This window comes from Mumia sp. Pv4-285 (genome assembly GCF_041320275.1).
Classification (GTDB): domain Bacteria; phylum Actinomycetota; class Actinomycetes; order Propionibacteriales; family Nocardioidaceae; genus Mumia; species Mumia qirimensis.
On sequence record NZ_CP162023.1, the window covers coordinates 4,472,685 to 4,490,205 of the forward strand.

Here is a 17,521-nt window from a genome sequence, read left to right on the forward strand (position 1 = left end):
TCTTTCTGCCGGCGGCTCGGATCGGGGTGATGATGGACGCATGCGGCGTTCGGGGGACGTCGCATTCAGGGTTGTCGTCCTGGCGGCAGTCTGGATCGTTCTCGGAAGAGTGATCGGGCTGCTGGCAGGCGGCACTCCGGATGCGACGATCGCATCAGCGGTCGCGACCACGGCGCTGTGGTTCGCGACGGCCGGCTCGTTGGCGCTCCGCGACGGCCGCCTCGAGAAGTCGCGGCCGTACCCGATGTGGTTCGCCGTCGTCCTCGTCACCGCTGTCGTCTGCGTGGTCTGGCAGTGGGCGTCGAGCGCGATCGCCGCCGGAGACGCCGACGCGCTCCTGCTGCGCGACGACCTCGTAGTCCTGACGCCTGGTCTGGCTGTCGGTGCCTGGGCGTGCGCCGCGGTCGGGCTCGCCCTGGGCCGCCGCGACGCGGCAGCCCTGCGCGCAGCCGGGGGCGAGCAGCCCTCGCGTCACCTTCCGCTGACCAGGTCGGCTGCTCGTGCGATCCAGGAGGTCGGCCCGCCACGGCTGTCCTCGCGCCGGTCTGCCGCGCGGTAGGCGGCGTACATCGCCTGCACCCCCAGCCACCGCAACGGCTCGGGCTCCCACCGGCGCGTGCGGTGGCCGACCCACGGGAGCGCGGTGAGCGCGGTGTCCTCGCCGAGGACGAGGTCGCGGAGGGTGCGGCCGGCGAGATTCGTCGTGGCGACGCCGTGGCCGGTGTATCCCCCGGCAGCGGCCAGGCCGGTCGTCCGGTCGAGCGTGACCGCCGCGCACCAGTCGCGCGGGACGCCCAGCACACCCGCCCACGCATGGTCGATCCGCGCGCCCCGCGCGGCGGGGAACCGACGCGCCAGCACGTCGCGGAGGCTGTCGACGGTGGCCGCCTGCGTGCTGCCGTCGTGGTCGGTGCGTGAGCCGTAGCGGTACGGGACGCCGCGCCCGCCGATGGCGATCCGGTTGTCGGCCGTCCGCTGGGCGTACATGTACGCGTGGGCCTGGTCACCGACCGTGTCGTAGCCGGACCACCCGATCTCGTCCCACACCGCCGAGCCCAGCGGCTCGGTGACGATCATCGCCGAGTTCATCGGGAGCCACGCCCGCCGCAGTCCGGGCAGCCCCGCCGTGAAGCCCTCGGTCGCACGCACCACGTACGAGGCACGCACGGTCGCGCCTGCGCCGCCGGCGGTCGCGCGGACGCGTACGGCCCCGGGTTCGACCGCGGTGACTTCCGTGCCCTCGGAGATCTCAACACCGAGCCGCTCGACGGCGTCGGCGAGTCCTGTCACCAGCTTGGCCGGGTTGATCCGGGCGCAGTGAGGGGTCCACATCCCGCTGACCGCGTCGGCGACCGCTACCCGTGCCGCGACGCCGGCAGCATCGAGGAGCTGGTGGTCGTGGTCGCCCCACGACTCGGCGTACGCGTGGTCGGCGCGCAGCCGCTCGTCCTGGGCGCGACTGCACGCCACGGTCAGCTCGCCGCCCTTGACGACGTCGGCGTCGATGCCTTCCGCGGCGGCGACGGCGATCACCTCGTCGACCGTCGCCTTCATCGCGTCACCGAGCGCGACGACGCCGTCGCGTCCGCCCGCCTTCGCGTACACCTCCGGCGACCCGGCCATCGCCGCCGTCAGCCAACCGCCGTTGCGGCCGGAGGCTCCGTACCCGCACATCTGCCGCTCGAGCACCGCGATCCGCAGGCTCGGGTCGGCCTTCGCCAGGTAGTAGGCCGTCCACAGTCCCGTGTAGCCGCCGCCGACGATCGCGACGTCGACCTGGTGGTCGCCCGCCAGGGCCGCACGCGTGGGCGAGGTGCGGCCGAGCGCGCTCATCCAGTACGAGATACGCCCGTTGACACGTGGCTGCGCGGTCACAGCGGCACGGCCTTCCCGCTGACGCGCACCCGTGGCGTGTCGGCGCTCAGGGCGACGTGGATCAGGCTCGGCCGGCCCATGTCGACCCCCTGCTCGATCGAGAACGCGGCGTCGGGGGCGACGAGGCCGTGGTGCGCGAGGTACGCGCCGAACGCAGCCGCCGCGGCCCCGGTGGCGGGATCCTCGACGACTCCGCCGACCGGGAACGGGTTGCGGGACTGGTACGTGCCGTAGTGGTCGGGCCACACCAGCTGCAGCGTGGTGAGGTGGGCCCTCTGCATCAGGTCGCGCAGCCGGTCGAAGTCGTACGACAGCGTCGCCAGCCGCTCGCGCGTGCGGGTGACGAGCACCAGGTGCCAGACGCCGGCGTTCGCGCACGACAGCGGGTAGCGCGGGTCGAGGTCGTCGCGCGTCCACCCGAGCGCCGCGAGCACCTCGGCCACGAGCGTCACGTCGGCGGGGACGATCTCGGGCTCGACGCTCGTCAGGGTCGCCCACAGGCGGCCGTCCTGCTCCACGGTGTCGACCTCGATGGTGCCGGCCGGCGTCCGGAAGGTGAGCGGCCCCGGACCGACGTGCTCGGCCAGCGCGACGCCGCTCGCGACGGTGGCGTGCCCGCAGAACGCCACCTCGGCCTCGGGCGCGAAGTAGCGGACGTCGTACGTCCGCGCCTCGCCGTCGCGCGGGACCAGGAAGGCTGTCTCGGAGTAGCCGACCTCCGCGGCGGTCGCGAGCATCTCGCGGTCGGTCAGGCCTGCGGCGTCGAGCACGACACCGGCCGGGTTGCCGCCGGCGGGGTCGTCGGAGAACGCGGTGTAGCGAAGAACCTCGGGCATGAGGTCACGCTAGTCCGGGCTGCAGCTGCGCCCGCACGGCGGGCGCGAACGGGCTCCACAGGAACCAGCCCGGAAGCTGCCGGAGCAGCCAGGGTGGACCCACGAGCACCACCTGGCCGGTCGCACGTGCCGTACGGAGCGACACGATCCCGGAGAACACCCGCATCAGCGCGACCGGCTCGGCGGTCACGACGACGTCGGTGTCGAACCCGGGGTGGCTGGTGCAGACCGACGGCTCGCCACGGTCGAGGACGAGCCAGATCCTCGTGGGCTCCGGTCCGGTGTAGTCGAACTCGACCACCACGCGCCGACCTGCGGGGAGACGCTCGAGGTCGAGACGCCGCGACATCCACCACGTCAGGGTCACGGGCTCGACCTGACGGGGTTCCGGCTCGGCGAACATCCAGCGCACCGCCCACTCGCCGAACGCCATGATGACGGCCTCGAGATCACGGCCGGCGTCGGTCAGCTCGTACTGGTGGCCGCCCTTCACCGGCACCCGGTCGAGCACACCGCACTGCTCCAGGTGCCGCAGCCGGCGGAGCAGGAGCGTGCGGGAGATGCCGGGCAACGCCCGCGCGATGTCGTTGAACCGGGAGCTGCCCAGCACCAGCTCTCGTGCGATCAGCGGCGTCCACCGGTCGGCGAGCACCTCGCTGGCGAGAGCGACCGGGCAGTACTGGTTGTAGTCGGGCACGTCTCCACTCTCGTCCCGGTCTCGCCGCGCGACTAGTACTGAACCTGTACCGGCCTGGTCCCGTTCGTGCACTAGGAGCGACCTGCCGGCCCTGCTGTCGTGGAGACCACCCCAGCCAACCGAGGAGAACCCATGACCACGACGACCTTCGACGCCGACGCGTACAAGCGGACGACCCGTACCCAGTGGGAGGAGGCCGCCGAGGCGTGGAACCGCTGGGGGCCCAGGATCGAGGAGTGGCTCGGCGCCGCCACCGAGGTGATGCTCGACGACGCCGCGATCAGCACCGGGGACCGCGTCCTCGACGTCGCCGCGGGCGCAGGTGGGCAGACGCTCGCCGCTGCGCGACGGGTCGGCCCGACCGGCCACGTCCTTGCCACCGACGTGTCTCCGGCGATCCTGGAGCACGCCGCGCGCGCCGCCCGCGACGCAGGACTGGACAACGTCAGCACCCTCGAGGCCGACGGCGAGGACCTGTCCGCCGTCGAACCCGGTGCGTACGACGCCGTCGTCTCGCGCGTCGGCCTGATCTACTTCCCCGACCAGCAGGCCGCCCTCGCCTCGATGCGCCGCGCGCTGCGGCCCGGCGGGCGGGTGTCGGCGGTCGTGTACGCGGCGGCGGACGTCAACGGCTTCTTCGCGATCCCGGTCGGCATCATCCGCCGCGTCGCCCAGCTGCCGCCGCCGCTCCCGGGCCAGCCGGGCCCGTTCAGCCTCGGCGCACCCGGCGCTGCGGAAGCCGTGTTCACCGCTGCCGGTCTGCGGGACGTCACGGTCACCCGGGTCCCGTCCCCGGTCCGGATGGCGAGCGCCGCTGAGTGCGTGCAGTTCGAACGGGAGTCGTTCGGAGCGCTCCACCAGATGCTCGCCAAGGTCGGTCCTGCCGAGCGCGACGCCGCCTGGCAGGAGATCGCGGAGGCTCTGCGGGAGTTCGAAGGGCCGGACGGCTTCGTCGGCCCGTGCGAGATGCTCGTCGTCTCGGGCGTCAGCTGACCGCCGCGCGGCCGACCATCGCCTCGAACGGGCTCGCTCCGAAGATCGGGCTCTCGTACGGCGAGCCTCACACCCGCTGGTCGAGGCCGGAGCGCCAGCGGAGGATCGAGACCCGGTCTCGATCGCTTCGCGCCTCGACCAGCCGAGGGGCGGGCCTCACACCCGCTGGTCGAGGCCGGAGCGCCAGCGGAGGATCGAGACCCGGTCTCGATCGCTTCGCGCCTCGACCAGCCGAGGGGCGGAGCTCACCCCCGCTGGTCGAGGCCGGAGCGCCAGCGGAGGATCGAGACCCGGTCTCGATCGCTTCGCGCCCCGACCAACGGACGGGCGGAACGGTCAGCGGGAGCCACGGAGCACACCCCCGCTGGTCGAGGCCGGAGCGCCAGCGGACGATCGAGACCCAGTCTCGATCGCTTCGCGCCCCGACCAACGGAGCGGGCGGAACGCTCAGCGGGAGCCACGGAGCACACCCCCCGCTGGTCGAGGCCGGAGCGCCAGCGGACGATCGAGACCCAGTCTCGATCGCTTCGCGCCCCGACCAACGGAGCGGGCGGAACGCTCAGCGGGAGCCACGGAGCACAACCCCGCTGGTCGAGGCCGGAGCGCCAGCGGAGGATCGAGACCCGGTCTCGATCGCTTCGCGCCTCGACGAACCGAGGGGCGGAGCTCACCTCGGGACGTGCGCCATCCAGTCGGGCGGCACACGACCGGCGGGCCCCGGGGCAGGCTGGTCGGTGGGGTGCGACGAGGGTGGGGCCAGCTCGGGCCCGGTCAGGATCGTCTCCTCCTCGAAGTCGTAGAACCAGTCCTCTCCCGGCTCGAACGACTGCATGTAGCGGTGCCCCGTCGCCTTCCAGTGCGCCGTCCCGTGCGCGCCCGGCGAGGAGTCGCAGCAGCCGACGTGGCCGCACTGGGCGCACCGTCTCAGGTGGAACCACCATCCCTGCGGCTCGGAGGTCTCGCACTCCTCGCACGTCGGTCCGCTCGGCGGCACCGTCACGTCGATCCCGTCGGTCATCTCGGGTCCTCCCTCCGCTGGTTGCCGTGGTCTGGTCAGGCTACGACGGGCGTCGCGAGCCCACATGCCGAAGCGCGTGCCACCATGGGTCCATGGCCGCCGACGAGGACCTGGACGAACGCCGCAAGAGCCTCCTGCGAGGCGACGGGCACGACGGAGACTTCGCCGAGCGCTGGTCGTACGGCAATCCCGAGGCGCCGGTGACGATCGTCGAGTTCGGCGACTTCGAGTGTCCCTACTGCGGCGCGGCGAAGCCCGTCCTGCACGAGCTGATCGAGGGCTCCGACGGCAACGTCCGCTGGGTGTGGCGCCACTTCCCGCTCTACACGGTGCACCCCTTCGCGCTGACCGCTGCGCTCGCCGCTGAGGCCGCGGGGCACCAGGGCGCCTTCTGGCCGATGGCGGGCCTGATGTTCAAGCACCAGGCGCACCTCGACGACGCCTCGATCATCCGGTACGGCGAGCAGCTCGACCTCGACACCAGCAAGCTCGTCGGCGAGGCCGCGCAGAAGTACGCGCCGGCGGTTCGCGCCGACTACGCCGAGGGGGTCGAGGCCGGCGTCCACGGGACGCCGACGCTGTTCATCGACGGCGACCCGTACACCGACGGCGTCACCGTCCGCGATCTCCGCGAGGCGGTCGGCCTCTCACGCCGCAGGGGCGTACCAAGGTCCGTCCGGTAGCGGCGGTGGTCCCTCGTCCTCGTCCGTCGAGCACAGGGGCAGGCGTTCGCCGAAGTACCGCAGCACGAGCGCACCCGCGAGGGCCGCGAGCAGCGAGCCGATGAGGATGCCGACCTTCGCCTCGTTGCGCAGCGCCTCGTCGGGGAACGCGAGCTCGGAGACGAACAGCGCGATCGTGAAGCCGATGCCGCACAGGAACGCCCCGCCGACGAGGTGGCCGTAGCGGACCCGGCCGGGCAGCGTGCCGATCCCGGTGCGCAGCGCGATCGCGGCACCCGCCGTGACGCCCACGACCTTGCCGACGAGCAGGCCGAGGACCACGCCGAGGGTGACGGGACTGCTGAGCGCATCGCTGAGCGCTCCGCCGGTGAGGACCACACCGGCGTTCGCCAGTCCGAACAGCGGAACCACGGCGTACGAGCTGAGCGGGTGCAAGCCGTCGAGCAGACGGTCACTGGTGGGGATCGCTGACCGGGTCGCGCTGACCGCGAGCCGTGCGCGCGAGGAGTCGAGCTCCTCGATCAGCGCACGGCCGTACCACCCGAGGTAGCGGCGGATCTCGTCGTCGTGCCCTCGCCGCGCCGTGGGCACGGACAGACCGACCACGACACCGGCGAGGGTCGGGTGGAGGCCGGACTCGAGGACGGCCACCCACAGGGCGACGCCCACGAACAGGTACGGGGGGATCTGCCAGACGCCCACCCACCGCATCACGAACAGCAGCACGACCAGCGCGGCCGCGAGCAGCAGCGCCTTGACCGACAGGTCGTCGGAGTACAGCGCGAGCAGCGCGATGGCACCGATGTCGTCGAAGATCGCGAGCGTCAGCAGGAAGACGCGCAGCTGGTCGGGGCACCGTGGTCCGACCAGCGCGAGCACACCGATGACGAACGCCGTGTCGGTCGACATCGGGACGCCCCAGCCGGACGCGTCAGGGCCGGACGGGTTCACCAGGAGGTAGAGCCCGATCGGCACGGCGAGACCGCCGATCGCTCCGAACAGCGGCACCGACGCGGCCCGGAAGCTGCGCAGCTCGCCGACCGTCAGCTCACGGTTCACCTCGACGCCGACGACGAGGAAGAAGATCGCCATCAACCCGTCGTTCACCCAGTGGTGCAGGGACAGGTCGAGGTGCCAGTCGCCGACGGACAGGTTGACCGGCGTCTCCCAGAAGTGCTCGTACGACCCCGAGGCGACGTTCGCCCAGATCAGCGCCGCCGCGGACGCCGCGAGGAGGAGGGTGGCGCCGCCGCCCTCGGTCGCGAAGTAGCGGCGCAGCCCTGGCGAGAGGCGGGGGTACGGGACGACCACCCGTGGTCGGGGGCCGGGCTGGCTGGGCACCCCGGTCGGGATCGGATCCGTCACGCGCCAACTCTCGCAGAGTCTCCTGGGTTCGGCGCCGTCGACGTCACGGTTCCACCTCACACCGCGCGTGGCACGATCCGTGCGGCGGGCGGCGAGAATCGCGTGGCGTGCCCCGCCACCGGCTCCGTATCGTCGAGCGGGTGACCCTCCGCACGAACCGCTCCGGCAGCACGCCGACCGACGACACCACCGCTCCGGTCGCCCGCGACCTCTCCTTCGCTGCGCTCGGCGTGACCGTCCTGCTCTGGGCGTCGGCGTTCGTCGGCATCCGTGCGATCGGCGACACGTACTCGCCCGGCGCCCTCTCGCTGGGCCGCCTGGCCGTCGCGGCCCTCGCGCTGTCCGCCTTCTTGGTGGGGCGCAGCGTGATCGGACGCAGGACGGCGTCGGACGGAACGGTCGGCGGCGGCACGGTCGCGGGCGGCCGCTGGGAGCCGATCCCCCGCGGACGCACCCTGTGGCAGATCGTCGGCTACGGCGTGCTGTGGTTCGGCGCCTACAACGTCGCCCTCAATGCCGGCGAGCAGCACGTCGACGCGGGGACGGCGGCGATGCTCATCCAGCTCGGGCCGATCATCATCGCGGTGATCGCTGGCATCCTCCTGGGCGAGGGCTTCCCGCGGACCCTGGTGCTCGGGCTCGCAGTGAGCTTCTCCGGCGTGACGCTGATCGCGCTCGGCGGCGAGGGTGCGAGCAACGACCTCGTCGGCGTCCTGCTCTGCGTGCTGGCGGCCGTGCTGTACGCCGCGGGAGTCCTCCTCCAGAAGCCCGTCATGGGGACGGTGAGCCCGCTGCTGGTGACGTGGCTCGGGTGCGTCATCGGTGTCGTGACCTGCCTGCCGTTCGTGGGCCAGCTGGTCGCCGAGACGCAGGACGCCTCGGCGGGTGCGATCCTCGGCGTGGTCTACCTCGGGCTCGGCCCGACGGCGCTCGCGTTCACCACCTGGGCCTACGCGCTGCGGAGAGTCGGCGCCGGTCCCGCGAGCGCGACCACCTATCTCGTCCCCGCGATCGCCATCGGCCTGTCGTGGCTCCTCCTCGACGAGGTACCCACCGCGCTCGGCCTGGTCGGCGGGACGCTCTGCCTCGTCGGCGTGGCGATCACGCGCATGCGACGCCGCGTACGGAGCTGATCGTCAGACGACCAGCCCGCCGATGAGGCGTACGAGGACCTCCGTGCACTCGTCCTTGACGCGAGCACGGTCCGCCGGTGCCGCGGCAGCGATCGTCATGCCGCAGCCGCCCAGCATGGTGAACGTGATCGACGCGGCGGTCGCGATCGGGAGCGGCGGAATCCGGCCGGCCGACACGAGCGCGGTCACGATCTCTTCCACCAGGCCCGCGGCGTACTGCTCCTCGCACCGCTTCCACTCCTCCCAGCCGAGCGCGATCGGGCCCTGCCGGAGCGCGATCTCGGCATAGTCGGTGTCCATCGCGTGGTCGAGGAACGCGTTCATGGCGGCGAACGCGCCGGCGACCGGGTCCTCGTGGACGAGGTACGCGTCGCTGATCGCTGCGAGGGCCTCGGTCTCCGTGCGCTCGAGAACCGCGCGGTAGAGGTCCTGCTTGTCCTTGAAGTGGTGGTAGACCGCACCGCGGGTCACCTGCGCCGCCGAGGCCACCTCGGACAGCGCCGTCCCGACGTAGCCGCGCTCGACGAAGATCCGGGTCGCCGTCGTGAGCAACGCCTCACGAGTCTCCTCCGAGTACTGCTCGCGGCGACTCCGTGGGACTGGCATACTCCAAGCATAAGACATACACTGTGTATGTGACCGACAGGACGCAGGTCACCAGCACCGCGTCTGTCGGGGATCGAGGACCCGGTACGAGAGGACAACCCGATGACCACCTCGACGATCGACCGCTCCGCGTGGGAGCACACCACCAGCCGCCAGCGCGCGCTCCACGCCCTCACCACCACGATCACGAACGACCCGACTGCGCTGCAGGACGCCGTGCGCCGCGCCCGCTCGGAGACGTTCGGCTCGCTCGACTCCCTGCTCCACGAGGCTCACGCCGTCTGGATGCGGACGTTCGACGCCCGGCTCGACGCCGTTCTCGAGCACGGCGGATACGGCGACCAGGCCGCGATCGACACCCTGTGGGCCGGCGTCAGCCGCACCCTCCCCGGTCTCGCGCTGCTGCTCGACACCTATGCGTCGCACCCTACGGTCGTCCAGGCGCACGCCCTCCACGCCCGGCGTACGCGCCGGACGGTCGGCGTCGACCTGCCGTCGACCTGGGCGACGGTCCCCGCAGAGCGACGCCGCGGGCGCCGTCCCGCCTGCTCCGGCCTGCGCCGCGCTCGCGCACTGCTGATCGCGCACTGAGCCCGACCACCCGCTCCTGGCCGCCGCCGTGCCCCTCCTCCCTCCAGCGCGGCGGCGGTCAGGCTTCGTCGAGACCCGCGAGCTTGTCGGGGTTGCGCACGATGTCGATGGCCACGACGTGACCGTCCGACACCACGAACGACACCACTGACAGCACGCCCGCCCAGTCCCGGGCGAGCACCCCGTACGACCCGTTGACGAGCACCGGCCGCATCTCCAGGGGCGGTTTGCGGAGGAACCCGAGAAGCACGCGGGCGACCTGATCCGCGCCCCGCTGGACCCCGCGCAGCGCCGACACCTTGCCGCCCCCGTCCGAGCGGAGGACGACGGCGGGGTCGAGGACCGAGACGAGCGCCCCGAGGTCCCCACCGCTGCAGGCGGCGACGAACGCGTCGACGACCTCGCGCTGCTCCGGAACGGACGCCCGAGCACGCGGCTGGTGGTCGCGCACGTCCTTGCGGGCGCGCGAGGCGAGCTGGCGGACGGCGGACGGGCTGCGTCCGACGACCTCCGCGACCTCGTCGAACGGCATCCCGAACACGTCGTGGAGCAGGTACGCGACCCGCTGCGCCGGCGACAGCCGCTCGAGCACGACCAGCAGCGCCACGCTGAGCGACTCGTCGAGCGTGATCCGGTCGGCGGGATCAGCAGCCGCTGTCGCGACCCCCGGCACGAGCGGCTCCACCACGGGCTCGGGCAGCCAGGTCCCGACGTAGTGCTCACGGCGCGCCTGCGCGCTCCCGAGCTGGTCGAGCGCGAGATGCCCGACAGTCGTGGTCAGCCACGCCCGGAGGTCGCGGATCCCACCGGGGTCGACGCGCTGAAGCCGCAGCCACGACTCCTGGACGCAGTCCTCCGCCGCTGCCCTCGACCCGGTCACGGCGTAGGCGACATGCTCGAGATGGCGGCGTTGCTCCTCGAAGCGGTCCGCCAGGGCGTCGGCGTACGCGCCGGGCTCACCCTCGCTCACGGGCGTGCGGCCTTCGCCGACGTCTCCTTCAGCCACGCCTCGTACGTGCGCACCCCGCGGAAGTCGGCCGACTCGTCGACCAGGGCACCGCCACTGGCCGCTCGCAGCGCGCCGCCCCACAGAGGGATGCGCACCGGGGCGCGGCCGCGTCCGGTCAGCGCCGTACGGATCCGGCCCAGGTCACGGAGCGTCGTCACCTCCGGACCGACGACCTGGAGCGTACGGCCGCCCGCCTCACCCACGACCGGCCCCTCCTCGACCACGTCGGCGATGGTGTCGGCGACGTCGCGGACGTCGACCGGCGCCACAGGCACGGCGGCCGACGGCCGGATGCCGAGCCTGGCCGCATTGGAGAACAGGGCGTCGAGGAAGGGGTGGAACTGTGTCGCCCGCAGGATCGTCCACGGCACGCTCCCCGACCGGACGACGCCTTCCTGCGCGACCTTCGCCTGGTAGTAGGCGAAGGACGGGACCCGGTCGCACCCCACGATCGAGATCACGACGTGGTGCGCGACACCAGCGGCGGTCTCCGCCTCGAGCAGTCGGCGCGAACCGTCGACCAGCACCGCGCGCGCCGCCTTGGCCGATCGGCCGTTGCTCGCGTCGACCACGACGTCGCATCCCTCGAGCGCGGCAGTCAGGCCTTCGCCCGTGCTCAGATCGACCGGGAACGCGCTGTGCCTGCTCAGCACCCGCACGTCGTGCCCACGAGCCTCGAGCGCCGCACTCGCGGCGCTGCCCAGCATGCCGGTGCCTCCGGCGACTGCGATCCTCATCGTCGTTCCTTCCGTCCTGGTGTGTGCTCTCACCTCATGGACGACGTAGCCCTCGTCGATGTGACATCCTGACAGGGCCCGCGGCGACGATCAGTCCGGCGGTGACTCCGGGAGGCCGAGCAGGGTGAACAGCCGCGTGTCGAGGAAGGCGGAGATGTTGGCCACCGCACCGTCCTTCACGTCGAGGACGTACACCGCCCACGGCAGGTAGCCGCCGTCCGGCGTGGGCCGCCACTGGGCGAGCCCAGGCGCACCGTTGGCGATGATCGGGACCATCCGCGAGCCCCGGCACTCCTCGCCCGGCCCGAGCATCCAGGCGCGGATGTCGTCGCGCCCCTGGAGCCACATCTCGAACGGCGGCATGCTCTGCGTAGCGTCCTCACGCAACAGCGACACGAAGGTGTCGATGTCGTACGCCTCGAAGGCGGCGACGTACTTCTCGAGGAGCTCCTGCTGCTCGGCGTCGAGCGGGTCGTAGGCGTCGCCGGACTCCGTCTGGACGCTGCTCAGGGTCGCCCGGGCGCGTTGCAGGGCGCTGTTGACCGAGGCGACCGACGTGTCGAGGAGGTCGGCGACCTCGGCCGCCTTCCACCGCAGCACCTCGCGCAGGACGAGCACCACGCGTTGACGGGGCGGGAGGTATTGCAGCGCCGCCACGAAGGCGAGCCGGATGGACTCGCGACCGACCGCGACGTCGGCCGGGTCGGCGGAGTCGGGGAGGATGCGCTCGTCGGTCATGGGTTCCATCCACGACTCGTTGGCGCGCTGCGCGGCGAGTGAGTCGACGACGGGCTGCCACGCCGTGGCGGAGAGGTCCATGGGGCGGGCGCGCCGCTGACCCGACCCGAGCGAGTCCATGCAGACGTTGGTCGCGATGCGGTAGAGCCAGGAACGCAGCGAGGACCGGCCCTCGAACTTGTCGAGGCTGCGCCAGGCGCGGACCATCGTCTCCTGCACCGCGTCCTCGGCGTCGAACGCCGAGCCGAGCATCCGGTAGCAGTAGCCGGTCAGCTCGCGCCGGTGCGCCTCGATGTCGAGCTCGGTCGTGGCAACCGCCGTCATCTTGCCCTCCGTCCGTGGCAGCGCATCACTGCCACCCCACCAGGAAACCGTACGCATCAGACAGTTCTCCGACAACGGCGTTGTCGGCGGCCTCCGGGCTGGCCGGAAGCGGACACATCTCTGGCGACGTGACGCAGGTCACTCTACATTCGATCTGATCACCTCTTTTGAAACGTTCAAACTTCCTTGCCCAGCGAAGGAGTCATCGTGGTCGTCCGACCTCGCGCTCTTGCCCTCATGGCCGCCGGCGCGGTCCTGATCGGTATCCAGGCGCCCGCAACCCTGCCGGCCGTAGCAGCCGGTCCCGCCGCGGTGTCCGCCGTGACCGCCGCGGACCCGCCGACCGTCGGGACCCTGCGGGCCAACAGCACCGAGAACCCGCTCGGGATCGGCGCGGCTGCCCCGCGCCTGAGCTGGCAGATCACCGCCGACCGGCGCGGAGTCACGCAGTCCGCGTACCAGGTCCGCGTCGCCACCAGCGCCTCCCGCCTGTCCGACCCCGACGTCTGGGACAGCGGCAAGGTCGAGTCGCGCCGCTCCGTCGAGGTCCCGTACGCCGGTCCCGCGCTGACCTCCCGCACCGGCTACGTCTGGTCCGTCCGCGCGTGGGACGACGAGGGGACCGCCTCGGCGTGGAGCGACCCAGCCACGTTCGAGACCGGGCTGCTGAGCGCCTCGGAGTGGGAGGCGTCCTGGGTCGGCGCACCGCGGCCCGAGCTCGGCCCGGCCTGGAAGGACTACGCGGTCGAGTTCACCGCCTCCAAGATCTCCGGCGCGCTGGGGGTCTACTTCCGCGGCCGCGACACCGAGCACGCCTACATGTGGCAGATCAGCCAGGCCGAGAAGTCGCTGCGGCCGCACGTCAAGGACGGCGCGTACCGGACCCTCCCGGCGAAGGCGTTCCCGGCAGGCTTCGACTTCGCCGCCGAGCACCGCTACCGCATCGAGGTCGACGGCACGACGATCCGTACCTCCGTCGACGGCACCGTGCTGGACGAGCGCACCGACTCCACGTTCACCGGCGCCGGGTCGATGGGATTCCGCACGAGCAACCCGGAGACCGGCCGCGTCCACGACGTCGTCGTGACCTCCAAGGACGGCAGCACGCTCGTCGACACGACCTTCGACACCGGGGACCGCACCTTCGCCGCCGGCACCGTCGCGAACGGGTCGCTCACGGTCGACTCGGCCGGGCCCGAGGCCTGGCTGCGCCGCGACGACCCGGTGCCGCTGCTGCGCAAGGAGTTCGACCTCGCGGACAAGGAGGTCGCCCGCGCCCGCGTCTACGCCTCCGCCCGCGGCGTCTACCGGCTCCACCTCAACGGCGAGCGCGTCGGCGACCACGAGCTGGCGCCCGGCTGGACCGCGTACGACAAGCGCATCGACTACCAGACGTACGACGTGACGGACCTGGTCCGCTCGGGCGGCAACGCGCTCGGCGCCGAGCTGTCGCGCGGCTGGTACACGGGCAAGATCGCGATGTTCGGTCCCAACACGTACGGCACCGACACCTCGCTGATCGCCCAGCTGCAGGTCGACTACGCCGACGGCACCTCGGCAACGGTCTCGACCGACGGTTCGTGGAGCACCACCGACGGTCCCGTCCGTGAGGCCGACCTCCTCGACGGCGAGTCGTACGACCAGCGCCGGGCCGATGAGCTCGGCGCCTGGGACGAGCCGTCGTACGAGGCGGACGGCTGGTCGGACGTGGTCACGCGGGACGAGACCGTCAGCACGCTCGAGCCGCAGACCGCGCCTCCGGTGCGCGTCACCCAGGAGCTCACGGACGCGAGGCGCATCGACTCCCCGACCGACGGCGTCTACCTCTACGACCTCGGCCAGAACATGGTCGGCCACGTCCGCGTCACGCTGGACGGCGACGAGGGAGACACCGTCAAGATCCGCCACGGCGAGGTCCTCAACCCCGACGGCACCCTCTACACCGCGAACCTGCGGAGCGCGAAGGCCACCGACTACTACACGCTCGGCTCGGACGGTCCCGAGACCTGGGAGCCGGCTTTCACGTTCCACGGGTTCCGCTACGTCGAGATCAGCGGTGTGGACGAGGCACCCGACGCCGACGACCTCGTCGGTGTCGTGGTCGGCACCGACGGCGAGCTCACCTCCGAGCTCGACACCTCGTCGGCGCTCGTGAACCAGCTCCACCGCAACATCGTGTGGGGCATGCGCGGCAACTTCCTGTCGATCCCGACCGACACCCCCGCGCGTGACGAGCGGATGGGGTGGACCGGCGACATCAACGTGTTCGCCCGGACCGCGGTCTACGACATGGACGCGCAGACGTTCCTCGACAAGTGGTTGCAGGACCTGCGCGACACCCAGCGCGCCAACGGATCGCTCCCGGGTGTCGCGCCGATCGTCCCGGGCCGGTTCGACGGCGGGTACGAGTCGGCGGGATGGATGGACGCCGGCGTGCACGTGCCGTGGACGCTCTGGCAGGCGTACGGCGACACGCAGGTGATCCGTGACAACTACACGATGATGAAGCGGTACGTCGACTTCCTCGACGCCGACTCGACGAACCACATCCGGTCGGCCGGCGGCTACCTCGACTGGCTCAACCTGGACGACGCCACCCCGGCCGACGTGCTGGACACCGCGTTCGTCGCGAAGAGCACGCGGGAGTTCGCCCAGATGGCCGAGGCGGTCGGCAACGACGCGGACGCGGCGGCGTACGAGGCGCGGTACGAGGCGATCCGCGCCGCGTACCAGGACGCGTTCATCGGCGCGGACGGCACGGTCAAGGGCGACAGCCAGACCTCGTACATCCTCACGCTGATGAACGACCTCGCGCCCGCCGGGGCGCGGGACAAGGTCGTCGACCAGTTCGTGGAGACGCTCGAGCGTCGCGACTACCACCTGTCGACCGGGTTCCTCGGCGTCGACGGCCTCCTGCCCGCGCTCACGAAGGCAGGCCGCACCGACATCGCGTACCGGCTGCTGCAGAACGAGGACTACCCCTCGTGGGGGTACGAGATCGGCAAGGGCGCGACCACGATCTGGGAGCGCTGGAACTCGATCAACCCTGACGGCTCGTTCAACGACGTGGGCATGAACTCGTTCAACCACTACGCGTACGGCGCGGTGGGCGAGTGGATGTACCGCACGATGGCCGGCGTCTCCGCGCTCGAGCCGGGCTACGCCAAGATCCTGGTCGCACCGGAGCCGGGCGACGGCATCGACCACGCGACGTACGCGCTCGGGACCCGCTACGGCACGGTCCGCAGCGCGTGGAAGAAGATCGCGGGCGGTGTCGACCTCGAGGTCTCGGTGCCGGCCAACGCCACCGCACAGGTCCGGGTCCCGGCGCCGAACCGCTGGGCGGTCACCGAGGGCGGCGCGCCGGCCGAGTCGGCCGAGGGTGTCCGGTTCGTGGAGATGAGCGACGGGCACGCCGTCTACGAGATCGGGTCGGGCGACTACCGCTTCGGCATCGACCGGGCGCTGGGCGAGCTCGGCGAGGCGGCGGCCGGGGTCGACGCCCTCGCCGGACAGGTCGACGCCCTCGCCACCCGCGGCCTGATCTCGACCCTCCTCAAGCGTCACCTCCAGGGCGAGGTCGCGACGCTCGACCGTCAGGTCGAGCAGGCCCGTGCCGCGCAGGCTGCGGGTGACCGCGACGGAGCGACCGCCGGTACGCACCGGGCGCTCGCCACGGTGTCGGCCCTGGAGCTGTGGGTCGACCTCCAGAGGGTCCTTCGACTCGTCGACAAGCCGACCGCCGAGGCGCTGAAGGCCACGCTCGCGCGCATCGACGCCGACCTGTCGGCGGCCTCGGGCATCATCGTCGGCGCGGTCGCCAAGGCCGAGCCGCAAGGGACCATCCACCTCGCGGGTGACACCGTGCGGGTCGCGGTCACGCTGGAGAACACGGGCAGCAAGGTGCTGCCCAACGTCGCCAGCACGCTGACGTCGGCAGCCGGCTGGACCGTGAAACCGGTCGGCGAGCGTCCGGGCTCGGTCGGGGCCGGCAGGACGGTGACGCACCTGTACGACGTGACGGTTCCCGAAGGGACGCCGGTCGGCACCTCGACGCTGAGCGGCACGGTCTCGTACCGCCAGAGCTGGGGCAGGGCGACGCTCCCCGTCGCCGCCGACCTCGTCGTCTCGCCGACCCTCACGATCGACTCGGCGAGCGTCGCCCCGACGTCGGCCACGGCCGGCGACCAGGTGACGGTCACCGCGGTGGTGCGCAACCACAGCACACGGACGGCGTCGGGCGAGCTGACCGTCGCCGGTCCGGACGGCACCCTGTCGCCCGCGCCGGTGGCGTACTCGGTGCCGGCGGGCGCGACGCGCGAGGTGCCGGTGACGGTGGTCGTGCCGACGACGGTCACAGCCGGTGCGCTGGCACTGACGGCGTCCACCGGTGACGTCGAGTCGCAGCGGGCCACCGCGAGCCTGGACGTCACGCTGGCGACCCCGCCGGAGGGTGCGGTCGACCACGTGGACGTCGGCCTCGCCTCCTCGGAGCAGGCGCACCGGCTCACGGCGTCACCGAGCTCGGGCACCAACGTCGAGGCCGGGCTCACGCGGCGCTACACGCACTCGTCGTACCCGGGCGGATGGTTCGAGATGGATCTCGCCGTCCCGGCCGGTGAGGCGTTCGTGCTCCGCGCGGTCGAGACGTACGACGGCCCGCGGCGCAAGACGTACGACATCGTGGTCGACGGTGTCGTGGTGCACTCGCACGACGCACGCCGTACGGAGTCGGGTGCGGGCAAGCAGGTCTACCAGGTCCTCGTCGACCGGCCGGACCTGACGGCCGACGGGACCGTGCGGGTCCGCTTCCAGGACACGGGGGCCGACTACGACCCGTCGATCGCCGACGTCTGGTCGGTGCCGGTGTCGTAGCGGCCCTTTCCGTTGGGCCCACTGAAGACGTGCTGTCCCAC

The 17,521-nt window shown here is 72.1% G+C and carries 15 protein-coding genes; 6 read left to right on the top strand and 9 right to left on the bottom strand.

Features of this window, described 5'->3' with window-relative positions; translation table 11 throughout:
• Positions 1 to 40: 40 nt before the first annotated feature.
• The gene (locus tag AB3M34_RS21315) at positions 41 to 559 is read left to right on the top strand and encodes a hypothetical protein (RefSeq protein ID WP_370616865.1); all 519 of its coding nucleotides are present in this window, start codon (positions 41 to 43) and stop codon (positions 557 to 559) included.
• Here the strand turns inward: AB3M34_RS21315 and AB3M34_RS21320 are convergent.
• From AB3M34_RS21320 to AB3M34_RS21330, 3 genes are read right to left on the bottom strand one after another with little or no spacing between them, the layout of a single operon-like run.
• On the bottom strand, positions 472 to 1,875 hold the full coding sequence (locus AB3M34_RS21320) for an NAD(P)/FAD-dependent oxidoreductase (RefSeq protein ID WP_370616866.1): 1,404 nt from the start codon (positions 1,873 to 1,875) through the stop codon (positions 472 to 474). The two genes, AB3M34_RS21315 and AB3M34_RS21320, sit on opposite strands and share 88 nt — an antisense overlap.
• Entirely contained in the window at positions 1,872 to 2,711 is an 840-nt protein-coding gene (locus AB3M34_RS21325; protein WP_370616867.1) for a PhzF family phenazine biosynthesis protein, read from the bottom strand. Before AB3M34_RS21325 ends, AB3M34_RS21320 begins: the two co-directional genes overlap by 4 nt.
• Before the next feature lie 4 nt (positions 2,712 to 2,715).
• Complete coding sequence (locus tag AB3M34_RS21330; RefSeq protein WP_370616868.1) at positions 2,716 to 3,408, bottom strand: winged helix-turn-helix transcriptional regulator; 693 nt, start codon at positions 3,406 to 3,408, stop codon at positions 2,716 to 2,718.
• A gap of 132 nt (positions 3,409 to 3,540) precedes the next feature.
• Here AB3M34_RS21330 and AB3M34_RS21335 point away from each other — a divergent pair, with 132 nt between their 5' ends.
• Positions 3,541 to 4,401: a class I SAM-dependent methyltransferase gene (locus AB3M34_RS21335; protein WP_370616869.1), complete on the top strand. Its 861-nt coding sequence runs from the start codon at positions 3,541 to 3,543 to the stop codon at positions 4,399 to 4,401.
• Between the two features lie 667 nt (positions 4,402 to 5,068).
• Here AB3M34_RS21335 and AB3M34_RS21340 read toward each other — a convergent pair.
• Positions 5,069 to 5,419 carry a UBP-type zinc finger domain-containing protein gene (locus AB3M34_RS21340; RefSeq protein ID WP_370616870.1) on the bottom strand — a complete coding sequence of 117 codons (351 nt, stop codon included), beginning with the start codon at positions 5,417 to 5,419 and terminating at the stop codon, positions 5,069 to 5,071.
• A 92-nt stretch (positions 5,420 to 5,511) separates the two neighbouring features.
• Between AB3M34_RS21340 and AB3M34_RS21345 the strand changes: the two genes are divergently transcribed.
• The gene (locus AB3M34_RS21345; RefSeq protein WP_370616871.1) at positions 5,512 to 6,102 is read left to right on the top strand and encodes a DsbA family protein; all 591 of its coding nucleotides are present in this window, start codon (positions 5,512 to 5,514) and stop codon (positions 6,100 to 6,102) included.
• On the opposite strand, the gene nhaA is transcribed toward AB3M34_RS21345, so the two are convergent.
• A complete protein-coding gene (gene nhaA / locus AB3M34_RS21350) occupies positions 6,067 to 7,467 on the bottom strand; it encodes a Na+/H+ antiporter NhaA (protein ID WP_370616872.1) in 1,401 nt (466 codons plus the stop codon). The genes AB3M34_RS21345 and nhaA overlap by 36 nt on opposite strands.
• A 140-nt stretch (positions 7,468 to 7,607) precedes the next feature.
• Between nhaA and AB3M34_RS21355 the strand changes: the two genes are divergently transcribed.
• Positions 7,608 to 8,600, top strand: coding sequence for a DMT family transporter (locus AB3M34_RS21355; protein WP_370616873.1), 993 nt, complete (start codon positions 7,608 to 7,610; stop codon positions 8,598 to 8,600).
• A gap of 3 nt (positions 8,601 to 8,603) precedes the next feature.
• Here the strand turns inward: AB3M34_RS21355 and AB3M34_RS21360 are convergent, their stop codons facing one another.
• The gene (locus AB3M34_RS21360) at positions 8,604 to 9,206 is read right to left on the bottom strand and encodes a TetR/AcrR family transcriptional regulator (RefSeq protein ID WP_370616874.1); all 603 of its coding nucleotides are present in this window, start codon (positions 9,204 to 9,206) and stop codon (positions 8,604 to 8,606) included.
• A gap of 102 nt (positions 9,207 to 9,308) precedes the next feature.
• Here AB3M34_RS21360 and AB3M34_RS21365 point away from each other — a divergent pair, with 102 nt between their 5' ends.
• Positions 9,309 to 9,797 (top strand): hypothetical protein, encoded by a 489-nt coding sequence (locus AB3M34_RS21365; RefSeq protein ID WP_370616875.1) that lies wholly within the window; start codon positions 9,309 to 9,311, stop codon positions 9,795 to 9,797.
• A gap of 58 nt (positions 9,798 to 9,855) precedes the next feature.
• Here AB3M34_RS21365 and sigJ read toward each other — a convergent pair whose 3' ends face one another.
• The 3 genes from sigJ to AB3M34_RS21380 form a co-directional block, all read right to left on the bottom strand.
• Positions 9,856 to 10,803: an RNA polymerase sigma factor SigJ gene (gene sigJ / locus AB3M34_RS21370; protein ID WP_370616876.1), complete on the bottom strand. Its 948-nt coding sequence runs from the start codon at positions 10,801 to 10,803 to the stop codon at positions 9,856 to 9,858.
• On the bottom strand, positions 10,764 to 11,543 hold the full coding sequence (locus tag AB3M34_RS21375; protein WP_370616877.1) for an SDR family oxidoreductase: 780 nt from the start codon (positions 11,541 to 11,543) through the stop codon (positions 10,764 to 10,766). Before AB3M34_RS21375 ends, sigJ begins: the two co-directional genes overlap by 40 nt.
• A 90-nt stretch (positions 11,544 to 11,633) precedes the next feature.
• The gene (locus AB3M34_RS21380; RefSeq protein ID WP_370616878.1) at positions 11,634 to 12,662 is read right to left on the bottom strand and encodes a sigma-70 family RNA polymerase sigma factor; all 1,029 of its coding nucleotides are present in this window, start codon (positions 12,660 to 12,662) and stop codon (positions 11,634 to 11,636) included.
• A 150-nt stretch (positions 12,663 to 12,812) separates the two neighbouring features.
• Here AB3M34_RS21380 and AB3M34_RS21385 point away from each other — a divergent pair, with 150 nt between their 5' ends.
• Complete coding sequence (locus tag AB3M34_RS21385) at positions 12,813 to 17,480, top strand: family 78 glycoside hydrolase catalytic domain (RefSeq protein WP_370616879.1); 4,668 nt, start codon at positions 12,813 to 12,815, stop codon at positions 17,478 to 17,480.
• The last annotated feature ends 41 nt before the right edge of the window (positions 17,481 to 17,521 follow it).